The 12,145-nt window shown below is 47.6% G+C and carries 13 protein-coding genes; 3 read left to right on the top strand and 10 right to left on the bottom strand.

What is annotated here, in order from left to right; genetic code table 11:
• Positions 1-29: 29 nt before the first annotated feature.
• The 10 genes from mreD to rsxC all read right to left on the bottom strand — a co-directional run bounded on the left by mreD (position 30) and on the right by rsxC (position 8,451).
• A complete protein-coding gene (gene mreD, locus INF29_RS05315; RefSeq protein ID WP_022255761.1) occupies positions 30-542 on the bottom strand; it encodes a rod shape-determining protein MreD in 513 nt (170 codons plus the stop codon).
• Positions 539-1,540: a rod shape-determining protein MreC gene (gene mreC / locus INF29_RS05310; RefSeq protein ID WP_193485097.1), complete on the bottom strand. Its 1,002-nt coding sequence runs from the start codon at positions 1,538-1,540 to the stop codon at positions 539-541. Before mreC ends, mreD begins: the two co-directional genes overlap by 4 nt.
• Before the next feature lie 32 nt (positions 1,541-1,572).
• The gene (locus tag INF29_RS05305; protein WP_072848819.1) at positions 1,573-2,601 is read right to left on the bottom strand and encodes a rod shape-determining protein; all 1,029 of its coding nucleotides are present in this window, start codon (positions 2,599-2,601) and stop codon (positions 1,573-1,575) included.
• 209 nt (positions 2,602-2,810) lie between these two features.
• A complete protein-coding gene (locus tag INF29_RS05300) occupies positions 2,811-3,068 on the bottom strand; it encodes a DUF4321 domain-containing protein (protein ID WP_022364474.1) in 258 nt (85 codons plus the stop codon).
• A gap of 343 nt (positions 3,069-3,411) precedes the next feature.
• Positions 3,412-4,323: an RnfABCDGE type electron transport complex subunit B gene (gene rnfB, locus INF29_RS05295; protein ID WP_084730529.1), complete on the bottom strand. Its 912-nt coding sequence runs from the start codon at positions 4,321-4,323 to the stop codon at positions 3,412-3,414.
• Between the two features lie 19 nt (positions 4,324-4,342).
• Positions 4,343-4,921 (bottom strand): electron transport complex subunit RsxA, encoded by a 579-nt coding sequence (gene rsxA, locus INF29_RS05290; RefSeq protein WP_022255766.1) that lies wholly within the window; start codon positions 4,919-4,921, stop codon positions 4,343-4,345.
• A 13-nt stretch (positions 4,922-4,934) separates the two neighbouring features.
• On the bottom strand, positions 4,935-5,534 hold the full coding sequence (gene rsxE, locus INF29_RS05285; RefSeq protein ID WP_072848823.1) for an electron transport complex subunit RsxE: 600 nt from the start codon (positions 5,532-5,534) through the stop codon (positions 4,935-4,937).
• The gene (locus tag INF29_RS05280; RefSeq protein WP_072848825.1) at positions 5,534-6,073 is read right to left on the bottom strand and encodes an RnfABCDGE type electron transport complex subunit G; all 540 of its coding nucleotides are present in this window, start codon (positions 6,071-6,073) and stop codon (positions 5,534-5,536) included. Before INF29_RS05280 ends, rsxE begins: the two co-directional genes overlap by 1 nt.
• Positions 6,070-7,038 (bottom strand): RnfABCDGE type electron transport complex subunit D, encoded by a 969-nt coding sequence (locus INF29_RS05275; RefSeq protein ID WP_193485093.1) that lies wholly within the window; start codon positions 7,036-7,038, stop codon positions 6,070-6,072. The genes INF29_RS05280 and INF29_RS05275 overlap by 4 nt, the downstream gene beginning before the upstream one ends.
• Before the next feature lie 18 nt (positions 7,039-7,056).
• Positions 7,057-8,451, bottom strand: coding sequence for an electron transport complex subunit RsxC (gene rsxC, locus INF29_RS05270; RefSeq protein WP_087988398.1), 1,395 nt, complete (start codon positions 8,449-8,451; stop codon positions 7,057-7,059).
• 484 nt (positions 8,452-8,935) lie between these two features.
• Between rsxC and rpoN the strand changes: the two genes are divergently transcribed.
• From rpoN to INF29_RS05255, 3 genes are all read left to right on the top strand, one after another.
• Positions 8,936-10,294 carry an RNA polymerase factor sigma-54 gene (rpoN, locus tag INF29_RS05265; protein WP_193485090.1) on the top strand — a complete coding sequence of 453 codons (1,359 nt, stop codon included), beginning with the start codon at positions 8,936-8,938 and terminating at the stop codon, positions 10,292-10,294.
• 80 nt (positions 10,295-10,374) lie between these two features.
• Positions 10,375-11,793, top strand: coding sequence for a MocR-like pyridoxine biosynthesis transcription factor PdxR (pdxR, locus tag INF29_RS05260; RefSeq protein WP_193485088.1), 1,419 nt, complete (start codon positions 10,375-10,377; stop codon positions 11,791-11,793).
• 252 nt (positions 11,794-12,045) lie between these two features.
• A partial coding sequence (locus tag INF29_RS05255) for a transposase (protein ID WP_193485085.1) occupies positions 12,046-12,145 on the top strand: 100 nt, incomplete at its 3' end.

Here is a 12,145-nt window from a genome sequence, read left to right as displayed (position 1 = left end):
GGAACCTCCTTCATGGCAGGCAGGTTTTGTTAAAACAGCCGATACTTGTATTTTTCCTTTAACTCCAGCCATTCGTTGATGCCAAAGAGCAGACGGTAAATGGGAATGGTGACAACCGCTGTGTAAACGGCTTCCGGCAGCGCCAGACGCACCAGAAAATACAGCACCGTGGTATTTCCCTGAAGGAAAAAACCGGTGATGAAAATAATGCTTTCATATACGATGGCTGCCAGTGAACAGATGATGATGGGCAGCAGATAATTTTCCCGGTAGAAATCCTTCTGGCTCCGACCAATCAAAAGACCGGCAAGGAGGAAGAGCAGGGTATAGTACCCAAAGGATGTACCGAAGAAAATATCAATGGGCAGACCGCTGAAAAAGCCCACAATGGCGCCTTCTGTGCTGCCCCGGAGCAGGGCATAGGAAACCACGATGATCAGCGCCGTATTAGGCAGAATGCCCCCAATGGAAATATACGGGAGCAATGTGGTCTGCAGTATGAAGTTGACGAAAATAAGAATACCTGTCAATAAAATTCTCAATTTGTGTCAGCCTCCGAATTGCTGTTTGTCTGTGTTTCTTCATCCGGTGGATTGCCGGTGTCAGTGGTTTCGGTTTCATCCGTTTCGGTGAGAGGTTCTTCTTCTGTTTCCGGCTCTGTAGCAGGAATATCTGTGGAAACAGAGAGATCACCGGGAGAAACGGTACGGGTGTTTGTTTTGTCAATGACCAGCAGGGTATCCAGATGTTTCAGGTCTACTGCTGGTTCGATGATGGCATAACGGGTCAGACCGTTGGTGTCGTTTTTGATTTCTTTCACACGACCGATGGTCAGTCCCGGCGGATAAACATCGCTCAGATGGGAAGTGACGATTTCATCCCCTACAGCGATTTCCGCCTCTGCGTCGATATATTCCATTTTACACAGCCCGTTGTTCATGAGGGTGTAATCCCCTTTCACAACACCTAAGTCCCCTGTACGGGCGCTCATGGCAGGCACAGAGCTGCGGCTGTCCAGAATGGACTGACCTTTGGCGTATGTGGCGCCGCTTTCAATGATTTTGCCCACCAGACCTTCCGGCGCAGCCAGTACCATGTTGGCTTCCACGCCGTCGGAAGTGCCTTTGTCTACGGTGAATACGTCATACCAGCTGCCGGGGTTCTTGGCAATGATGGTAGTGCCGAAAGTGTTGTATTCGGGGTATTTCTGGGCAATCTTCAGCAGTGCGGAAAGTTTTGCGTTCTCTTTTTCATAAAGAGAAAGACGGGTGTTGTCTGCTTGCAGGGATGCCACCTGTTCCCGCAGGCTTTCGTTTTCCGCCAGAATTTCTTCCTGCTCCCGGCGTTCAGAGGTGGTGTTTTCCACCCATCTGCCAATGCCGGAAGTAATATCCTGGAAGGGCGTCACAACAAAGCCGAGGGCACTTTCAAAAATGGTGGCATTCAGCTTTTTTCCGCTTGTCACCAGCGCCAATACGGTCAAAAGGATGATGGCACCAGTGAATATGAACTTTTTGTATTTTTCAAAAAAGGAAAACAATTGAAACGCTCCTTCACGATGATTTCAGATTCTTAGAACAATGCTTTTCTGGGGGAGATCAATACGTTTTTCAGTGTATCGATGTGTTCCAGCACCAGACCAGTACCCATAGCAACGCAGTTCAGTGGTTCGTTTGCCACATGAACGGGCATGCCTGTTTCGGATGTGATCAGTTCATCCAGACCGCGCAGCAGTGCGCCGCCGCCTGTCAAAGTGATGCCATATTCCATAACGTCAGCAGCCAGTTCGGGAGGCGTTGCTTCCAGTGTCTGTTTGATGGTTTCGATGATGGAAGATACGGGTTCGCTCAGTGCTTCACGTACATGTACGGAGTTGACTTCGATGGTCTTAGGCAGACCGGAAAGCAGGTCGCGACCGCGGATTTCCATTTTTTCTTCCTGTTCCAGAGGGTAAGCGGAACCGATGGTGATTTTGATTTCTTCTGCGGTTCTGTCACCGATGGCCAGGTTGAATTCCCGTTTGATGTAGCCCACGATGGCGTTGTCCAGAGCATCACCGGCTACGCGCAGGGATGTGCTGGTAACGATGCCGCCCAGGGAAATGACTGCCACTTCGCTGGTACCGCCGCCGATGTCTACGACCATGCTGCCGGTAGGTTCTGCAACGGGCAGACCTGCGCCGATGGATGCAGCCATGGGTTCTTCGATGAGGTAAGTGTCTTTATCTTTGGAGCCGGCAGCAATGGCTGCTTCCAGTACAGCTCTTTTTTCTACTTCTGTTACGCCGGAAGGTACGCAGATAACGATGCGGGGCTTAGGGCCAAACATGGAGCGCACATAAGCCTTATTGATGAAGTAACGCAGCATAGCCTGTGTTACGTCGAAGTCTGCGATAACGCCGTCTTTCATGGGACGGATGGCAACGATGTTGCCGGGTGTACGTCCGATCATTTCTTTTGCTTCATTGCCAACAGCCAGCACTTCTTTTGTCTGCACGTTGATGGCTACAACGGAAGGTTCGTTGACGATGATGCCTTTTTCACGCATATAAACCAGTGTATTAGCGGTACCCAAGTCGATACCCATATCTTTGGAAAACATAAATTCAATTAACCCCTTTCTATCATAAAAAACCAGAATTGATTTTTCTTTCCTGAAAAAGCCTTACATTTTATAATACCTTTTTTTTGCGGAATTTTCAATAAAAAAGCCATTGGAATTAGGAAAAACCAGAAAATTTCCGCGCAAAAAACGACAGAAAAAAACCGTCCTTCCCGTGGCATTTCCCCGAAACAGACGGCTGGATCTGTTTAAATTTTGCGATAAATAAAAAAAGCAAGGACGATACCCAGAATACCGGCGATGGTAAAACGTACCGTAAAAGCAAATTGCAATGTCAGCACGCCTAAATCCAACACCAAAGGAGAGGTAAGCCCGAAGCTTTTGCCATAACCGAGCCAACTCAAGGCAGGGTAACCGCTCAGAAGCTGTGCCAAAAACCCGCCCAGCACAACGCCAGCCAGCAGCAGCAGTATCAAAACCCAAATGTTTTGTGAACGTCCTTTCATGTGATTGTCCTCCTGTGTTATTTCCAAAAGTATATCATATTTTGACAAGGGGGTAAAGGGAACAAAACATAAAAAAACAGGGTGAAAACCGTTGATTTCCTTGAGAAAATGACGAAAGGCGGCGCTTTTTGACAAAGAAAAGGGACGGAGGCAGAACCCTATGGAAAAGGCGGGGCAAGTGGCAGCGGAAAAAAGCAAAGCGGATGTATGGGAAGACACCAACTCTTAAAAATGAAATAGCCGGAACCTGTGTATGTTCAGGGTTCCAGCTTTCGGTTTGGAAGGGGTATAAGGGCATAAAAAAACGGTGAAGTCAAAGACTTCACCGTTTTGCTGTTTTGGATTATTCAGCAGGTTTTTCTTCTGCTTTAGGTGCTTCAGCAGCAGGAGCTTCTGCTTTAGGAGCAGCAGCTGCAGCGGGTGCTGCGGGTTTTGCTTCAGCAGCGGGAGCAGCAGGTCTCTTACCTGTGATAACGCCTTTCGGGCATTTGTTTGCGCAGATGCCGCAGGATTTACATTTGCTGTAATCGATAACAGCCACGTTGTCGATTACATGGATTGCATCGAAAGGACAGTTCTTTTCACAGATCTTACATGCGATACAACCTGTGGAGCAAACCTGCATTACATTCTTACCAACATCTTTGGAAGAACACTGTACTTTTACTTTCTTCTTAGCAGGCAGCAGTTCGATGATGTGTTTCGGGCAAGCAGATACGCATTTACCACAAGCTACACATTTATCTTTATCTACTACTGCAACGCCGTCGATGATTTCGATTGCGCCGAAAGCACAAGCTTTTTTACAGCTGCCCAGACCCAGACAGCCGTATGTGCAGCTCTTAGCGCCGCCGCCAGCCAGCTGTACAGCCATGTTACAGTCGTCAATACCAAAGTAGTCGTATTTCATTTTTGCTGTTTCGCAAGTGCCGCCGCATTTTACGAATGCAGCTACAGGTTCGGAAGCGGATGCTTCGATACCCATGATTGCACCTACTTTTTCTGCTACAGCAGCGCCGCCAACAGGGCAAGCGTTAACGGGAGCAGAACCAGCAGCGATTGCAGCAGCACAACCACTACAACCGGGGAAGCCACAGCCACCGCAGTTAGCGCCGGGCAGTACTTCCAAAATCTGGCCGATCTTGGGATCTTCGTCTACTTTGAAGACCTCGCCGGCAATGCCAAGGCCTGCACCAAAAACAACACCAAGGCCACCGATACTCAGGATCGGGTATACAATATTCATAATGTCCATTTTTGTCACACTCCTTGCATTACAGTTTGATCAGACCGGAGAATCCCAGGAAAGCGATAGACATCAGACCAGCGGTTACCAGAGCCATAGGGAAACCGTCGAAAGCCTTAGGTGTATCGTTGTCTGCGATTCTTTCACGGATACCAGCGAACAGTACGATTGCCAGTGCGAAACCAGCAGCGCCGCCGATACCGTTGAAGATGGATTCGATGAAGGAATAACCCTTCTGCATGTTCAGTACGGCAACACCCAGTACTGCACAGTTTGTTGTGATCAGGGGCAGGAATACGCCCAGTGCCTGATACAAAGCAGGAGCTGCTTTTTTCAGGAACATTTCTACAAACTGTACCAGGGATGCGATAACCAGAATGAACGCGATGTTATACAGGTATTCGATGTGCAGAGGAACCAGGATCAGGTTATAAACCAACCAAGAAGCTGCACAGGCCAATACGATAACGAAGATTACGGCCATACCCATGCCGGCTGCGGTGTCTACTTTTTTAGAAACGCCGAGGAATGGGCAGATGCCTAAGAACTGGGACAAAACGTAGTTGTTTACGAAGATCCCGGCTAATAATAACAAAATCAGATACATTCTCTACCCCTCCTTATGCTTTTTTCTTGTTTCTGAAGTGATTCAGTGCAGCCATCAGGCAAGCCAGTGTGAAGAACGCACCGGGAGCCATAACGAACAGCAGAGTTCTGGGGAATGCTTCAGGCAGTACAGTGATATCAAACAGAGTACCAGAACCGATGAATTCACGAACCAGACCCAGAACACCCAGAGCGATTGTGAAACCAAGACCCATACCGATACCGTCGAATACAGAAGCGATGGGACCGTTTTTGGAAGCGAATGCTTCTGCTCTGGCCAGAATGATACAGTTAACAACGATCAGAGGGATGTAAAGACCCAGAGATGCGTTCAAAGCAGGAAGATATGCTTTCAGCATAAATTCGATGATTGTAACGAATGTTGCGATAACTACGATGAAGCAAGGGATTCTTACTTTATCGGGAATTACTTTTCTCAGCAGGGATACGAACAAGTTCGCAAAAATCAGTACTGCTGTTGTGGAAAGACCCATACCGATACCGTTGATGGCGGAGCTGGTAACAGCCAGTGTAGGACACATACCGATAACCTGTACAAAGGTAGGGTTTTCATTGATGATACCATTTTTCAGGATTTTGATAGGGTTAGCCATTAGTTAGCACCTCCGTTCGCTGCGACCCAGTCCAAAGCTTCCTGTGCACCAGCACAAACAGCTCTGGAAGTAATGGTGGAGCTTGTGATGGGCACGATTTCGCCGCCGTCTTTTGTAACAGCTACGCTGCCGGATTTGCCGGTGAACTGTTCATAGAAATCGGGTTCTGTTGCTTTTGCGCCCAGACCGGGTGTTTCGGAGTGGCCAGTTACACGCAGACCAGTGATCACACCGTCAGCGCCAACGCCAACCATTGTTTTTACAGCGCCGCCAAAGCCGCCGGGTTCTGTTGTCAGAACATAGCCGCCGTTGTCAGCCTGGTAAACAGCAGTGATTGTGCCTGTCAGTTCTGCATCTGTCAGCTGTTCAAAGCTGGATGCTTCAGGCATAACTGCCTGCATGGATTCGTTCAGTGTTTTTTCGTTCTGCAGTGCGATGGGTTCTGCTGTGATTTCAGATACCGCACCCAGGCAAGCCGCAGCAACTGCGGAAATAAGCAGAAGCACAACTGCAGGTTTTACTACTTCTTTTGTGTTCATGCTTTTTTCGCCTCCTTCACTTTGGGCAGTGCACCGAAGATCTTAGGTTCTGTGAATCTTTCGATCAGAGGTACAGCCAGGTTCATAATCAGAATAGAGTAGGATACGCCTTCAGGGTAACCACCGAAGATTCTGATAAGAGTGGTGATGATACCACAACCGATGGCAAAGATGATTTGACCTTTCGGTGTAACGGGGGAAGATGCATAGTCAGTTGCCATGAAGAAAGCACCCAGCATCAGACCGCCGGTGAAGATTTCATAAACAGGTACGCGCAGACCTTTTCTGCCGATAGCAGCGGTCAGTACGAATACTGTCAGGATGTACAGTACAGGGATTCTCCAGCTGATAACGTGTTTTACCAGCAGGTAGATACCGCCGATGATCAGTGCAACAGCGCATGTTTCACCGATACAACCGCCGATGTTTGTACCCAGGATTACGTCTGTCAGACTTGCGTCGGGCATAGCACCTGTTTTCAGTGTAGCCAGAGGTGTTGCAACTGCTGCTGCATCAGCGCCGCTGAAACCAACGGGTGCTGTCCAGGATGTCATTTCTGTAGGATAAGAAGCCAACAGGAATGCTCTACCAGCCAGTGCAGGGTTGATGAAGTTCTGACCCAGACCACCAAAGAGCTGTTTTGCAAAAATGATAGCGAATGCTGCACCAACGATAGGCACCCAGATAGGAGCGCTTGCGGGCAGGTTCATTGCCAGCAGCAGACCTGTTACAACTGCGGACAGGTCACTGATAGTTACAGGTTTTTTCAGCAGTTTCTGATACAGCCATTCGAAGAAAACGCTGGCTACGATGGAAACTGCGATCAGGATCAATGCAGGAATACCGAAGAAATAGATACCCATCGCTGTTGCAGGAATCAGCGCGATGATAACGTCACGCATGATGCTCTGAATGGATTCTTTAGAACGCACATGAGGGGTACCGGATACTACAAAATTAGCCATTCTTTACTCTCCCCCTTCTCAGTTCTTTTCAGCTTTGGCTTTTGCTTCAGCTTCCGCTTTTGCTCTTGCAGCAGCGGCTGCGGCAGCTTTTTTGCCTGCTTCGATTTTCTTAGTTGCGCGGATGGACTGTGCCAGCTGGCGTTTTGCGGGACATTCGTAAGAACAAGAACCACATTCGATACAATCCAGACCGTGATGTTTTACGAAACCTTCGCCGTCGCCTTTCAGTGCGCACGCATTCAGCAGGAAAGGCTGCAGACCCATAGGGCAATGTTCTACGCATTTACCGCAACGGATACAGTTTCTTTCTTCAGGAATGTAAGCTTCTTCCTGTGTGAAGCACAAGAGACCAGAAGTGGTCTTAACGGAAGCAACATCCAGAGTATACAGGGTAGGACCCATCATAGGACCGCCGGCAATCAGTTTCACAGGAGCGTTTGCGCCTTCGTTGAAACCGCCGATAGCGTCTACCAGATCTCTCAGTGTCATACCGATTCTGATCTTGTAGTTACCAGGGTTTTTGATACCTTTACCGGAAACAGTTACGATTCTTCTCATCAGAGGTCTGCCTTTACAGATTGCTCTTTCGATCGCAACAACGGTATCAACGTTGTCTACGATACAGCCAGCGCTTGCAGGCAGTGCACCGGATTTTACTTCTCTCTTTGTGATCGCATAGATCAGGTGTTTTTCAGAACCCTGAGGGAATTTGGTCACCAGAGGCTGAACAGTGATGTTGTCGATGCCTTCACAAGCCTTTGTCATGGATTCAATAGCTTTGGGCTTGTTCATTTCGATACCGATAACGCCTTTTGCACCGGGGTGCAGTTTCAGCATGATCTGCAGACCTTTTACGATTCTTTCGGGTTCTTCCAGCATCAGACGGTAGTCGCATGTGAGGTAAGGTTCACATTCAGCTGCGTTGATGAGGATGTGATCGATCGGTGTGTCTTTGGGAGGGTTCAGTTTTACATGTGTGGGGAAGCCCGCACCACCCAGACCAACAACGCCGGCATCTTTGATAGCTGCCAGAATTTCTTCGTTGGACATGGTTGTGTAATCTCTGCCCTGGTTCAGACCTTCGATTTCTTCCATCTTGCCGTCGTTTTTGACAACGATGGATTTTACAGTTGCACCGCCGGGTACCAGCATGGGTCTAATGTCCACAACTTCACCAGATACGCTGGCAAAGATGGGAGAAGACATGAATGCAGGTGATTCAGCGATTTTCTGTCCTACTTTTACATGGTCGCCAACTGCTACCAGAGGTTCACAAGGAGCCCCGATATGCTGGGACATAGGGTAGAACAACTCAGAGTTTTCTTTGGGGAGTATCACCTGAATGGGCTGCTCTGCGGACAGAGCTTTTCCATCGGGCGGGTGAACTCCACGTTTGAACGTTAAAGCTTGCATATTATCCCCCTCTGTCAAGTGATTTTTGCGTTTACAGCACAAAAGACAAGCATTTGGCTGGAAACGCTTGGTTTGGTTATACTTTATAAAAATATAGCTATATATAACAGCAATATTTTAATACAAAAATAAGAAATTCACAACATTTTTTTGCCAAAAAAACGGGAAAAATGCTTTTTTAAGCAAAATATGTGTTTTGTTACATCAAATTTTAAGATGTATTTAATTAGGAAAGAATCGCATTTTGCAAAATCAATTCCCAGTTAGTTTGTATCCAAAATATTTTCTTCCCCTAAAGTGTACTATTATTATCTATAATTGTAAATGATAATTTATTACCAACATTTCAGCTGGAAAACTGTAATGTTTTACAAAAAAACTGCCATTGTTCTCACAGAAATGTAAAACAATGGCATAAAACTTGCTACTCAAATTCCCCTGTGTTACAATGAAATCAAAGTATAGAGGGAAGGAGGCGGAGGATATGGATCTTTCGCTGCAAATACAGCAAAAGCAGATTCTTTCCCAGCGGATGCAGCAGTCCGTTGAGATATTGCAGATGAATACTCTGGCGTTATCAGAATACATTCGGGAAGTGGCGGAAGAAAATCCTCTGCTGGACTGGTCGGAGGAACGCCCTCTTTTGCCGGAGGACGAAAAACTGCTGCAAAAACTGGAGTGGCTTCAGGAAAGTGATGAGCAGAACAGAGGCTTTTACCAGACAGAAATGGATAACGAAAAAGAACGGGAAGACCTGCGCTATGGCAAAAAGGAAGCCCAGAGCCTTAGGGAATACCTGCTTTTCCAAATCCATCTTTTGCCTGTATGTGAAAAGGAGAAAAAAGTGCTGAGTTTTCTGGCAGAAAGCACAGAAGAAAGCGGCTATCTGGAAACAGACGCCTTAGAAGCAGCCATGGAGCGTTACCATCTGAGTGAGCAGTGCGCAGAAAAAATTCTGGGGCATATGCAGAAGCTTGACCCGCCCGGCGTAGGTGCCAGAGATCTGAAGGAATGTCTGAAGATACAGCTCATGCAGAAAGGCGCTTCTGTGGCAGCCCAGAACATTGTGGAGAATTATTTGGCGGATATTGCCAAAAACCGCATCTCCTATATTGCCAAGAAGCTGCATATATCTATGGAAGAAATGGCGGAAGCCTTGGCGGAGATCCGCAGCTGTGCACCAAAGCCCGGCAGCGGTTTTGCCAATGACCGCCCGGTGGAATATGTGGTGCCCGATGTGTTTGTGGAACGCAGAGGGGGAGAGCTTTTGGTGAGTGTCAACAGTTCTCTGGTGCCAAGACTGTTTATCAGCCCCTCCTATCGGCAGATTTTGAAGGATGACCCTTCTAAAGATACCAAGGAATATGTTGCCCAGAAACTGCGGCAGGCAGAATGGGCAGTCCAGTGTGTAGGCAGACGGGAATCCACTTTGCTGGAAACAGCAAAACAGATTGTGGCAGTGCAGCGGGAATTTTTCCTTTCTCCCAATGGAGCACTGAAGCCTTTGCGCATGGTGGATGTGGCAGAAAAAATGCAGGTGCATGAGTCCACCATCAGCCGTGCCGTAAAGGATAAATATCTCCAATGCGACAAAGGGGTATTTGCCTTGGGTGATTTCTTTTCCAAAGCCGTTGTCACCGATGGCAATCAGAGCGTATCTGCCAGCAGTGTGCAGAAACAGCTGGCGGACATCATTGACGGCGAGGATAAGACCCATCCTCTCAGCGACCGGGAACTGACGGAAAAACTGGTGGCACAAGGTGTGCAGATTTCCCGCAGAACCGTAGCCAAGTATCGGGAAGCCATGGGCATCCCCGGCGCGTCAGGCAGAAAACAGTATTGAAATAGAAAACAGCCGGAAATTTTGGAAGAAACAGAAATTTCCGGTTTCTTTTTGGTTTGAGATAGAAAGAAGGTGGAAGTATGGATGAGATTTTTCAGATACAACTGGATAAGGAATCAGAAGTGCCGATGTATCGCCAGCTTGCCGACGCCATTGGCGCTTTGGCGGCAGATGGGCTTTTGCCTGCGGATAGCAAATTACCGCCCATTCGGAAAATGGCTGCCCATTTCGGTGTCAATACGGTGACGGTGGTAACGGCTTATAAATATTTGGAACAGAAGCAGATGGTTTACTCTCGAGTGGGCAGCGGCACTTATATTTCCCCTTTGCCCGTGGAAAAGGTGCCGGAGCCTGTGGCAAGACGAAATCTGCAATTGTTTGAAAAAACACCTGCGCTGGAACATGCCATCAACTTCACATTGTCATCCCTGCCAAACGAACTGTTTCCTGTGGATGCCTTCAAAAAAGCCTTTGATACAGTGTTGGAGCGGGAAAAAGGCGGTGCCTTTCGTTATACGGACAGTATGGGCTATCTGCCCCTGCGAGAGGAACTCTGCCGTTATCTGGCGTCTTTTGGTATCCATACGGCGGCGGAACATTTGCAGATTATTTCCGGTGCCCAGCAGGGTATTGATATCATGTCCAAAGCCATTTTGCGGTATGGAGATGTGGTTTTTGTGGAAAGCCCTACTTTCTATGGTGCGGCAGGTGCCTTCCTGTCCAGAGGGGCAAAACTGGTGGGTATTCCCATGGAAGCGGACGGCATGGAGATGGAAGCCCTGAAAAACTATCTGAAGCTGTACCATCCTCGTTTTATCTATATGATGGCATATTTCCAGACACCCACAGGCGTTTCTTATTCCATGGAGAAAAAACGCCGCCTGCTGGAATTGGCGGAAAAATACGATACCTATATCATTGAGGAAGATGACTTTTACGATTTCCATTACAGCAGGGAAATCCCCCTTCCTCTGAAAGCATTGGACTATAAGAATCGCGTCATTTACATCAAGAGTTTTTCCAAAATTCTCATGCCCGGTCTGCGTATGGGGTTGATGGTACTGCCAAAGAAAGTCCGTCATGCGGTTATGGAAGCCAAGTATACCACGGATATTTCCACATCTGGGTTCATCCAGAAGTCCTTGGAGGAATATCTCCGGGTCAATGGCTGGGAAGCCCATGGAAAACAGGTGCGCCAGTATGGCAGCGGCAAGTATCGGAAAGCTGTTTCCATGGCAAAGAAGTATCTTTTGCCAAAAGGTGCGTCTTTCGCTCTGCCCGATGGAGGTGTGAGCCTGTGGGTGCGTCTGCCTGATGGGGTGGATGCGGAAGTGTTCTGCAATCGGGCATTGGAGAAAAATGTGCTGGTTTCTCCCGGCAGTCAGTTCTTCATCGAAGAGGGAACAGGCAGTCATGTGCGCCTCAGCTTCGCGGGACTCACCGATGATAAAATCGAAGTGGGTATGAAGCGCATGGGAGAAGTGCTGGGAGAGCTGTAAGAAAAAAAGAAAGGTTAGTATACATAAGCGAATTTCCTTTAAGAAAACATACCCAATAAAATCTCCGTAAAAATAAGAAAGCTGAAATCCTCTGTTAAGGATTTCAGCTTTTTGTTGTACGCCGAACAGGTATGACAAAACCCCCAGTTCAACTGGGGGTAGGTAAAAATACTTTAGTATAAGAAAGAAACCTCCTGCGTTATAATGAAAATGGTCTGGCAACCAAAATTATAGAAGCAGGAGGTTTTGTCAATGAATGACATAAGAAGTTTATCACATTCCAAATGGAGATGCAAATATCATATTGTTTTTGCACCTAAATATCGCAGACAGGTGATTTATAAAAAGTTAA

Source organism: Anaerotignum lactatifermentans (genome assembly GCF_014982935.1).
Taxonomy (GTDB): domain Bacteria; phylum Bacillota; class Clostridia; order Lachnospirales; family Anaerotignaceae; genus Anaerotignum; species Anaerotignum lactatifermentans.
Note: the sequence above shows the minus strand (reverse complement) of the source record. Positions and strands in the feature narration are given on the sequence as shown.

What these genes read in the sequence shown, in the direction of transcription:
- INF29_RS05305 (WP_072848819.1), bottom strand. Translation starts at nt 2,601, where the DNA reads ATGTTTTCCAAAGATATGGGTATCGACTTGGGTACCGCTAATACACTG.
- INF29_RS05300 (WP_022364474.1), bottom strand. Translation starts at nt 3,068, where the DNA reads ATGAAAGGACGTTCACAAAACATTTGGGTTTTGATACTGCTGCTGCTG.
- rnfB (WP_084730529.1), bottom strand. Translation starts at nt 4,323, where the DNA reads ATGGACATTATGAATATTGTATACCCGATCCTGAGTATCGGTGGCCTT.
- rsxA (WP_022255766.1), bottom strand. Translation starts at nt 4,921, where the DNA reads ATGTATCTGATTTTGTTATTATTAGCCGGGATCTTCGTAAACAACTAC.
- rsxE (WP_072848823.1), bottom strand. Translation starts at nt 5,534, where the DNA reads ATGGCTAACCCTATCAAAATCCTGAAAAATGGTATCATCAATGAAAAC.
- INF29_RS05280 (WP_072848825.1), bottom strand. Translation starts at nt 6,073, where the DNA reads ATGAACACAAAAGAAGTAGTAAAACCTGCAGTTGTGCTTCTGCTTATT.
- INF29_RS05275 (WP_193485093.1), bottom strand. Translation starts at nt 7,038, where the DNA reads ATGGCTAATTTTGTAGTATCCGGTACCCCTCATGTGCGTTCTAAAGAA.
- rsxC (WP_087988398.1), bottom strand. Translation starts at nt 8,451, where the DNA reads ATGCAAGCTTTAACGTTCAAACGTGGAGTTCACCCGCCCGATGGAAAA.
- rpoN (WP_193485090.1), top strand. Translation starts at nt 8,936, where the DNA reads ATGGATCTTTCGCTGCAAATACAGCAAAAGCAGATTCTTTCCCAGCGG.
- pdxR (WP_193485088.1), top strand. Translation starts at nt 10,375, where the DNA reads ATGGATGAGATTTTTCAGATACAACTGGATAAGGAATCAGAAGTGCCG.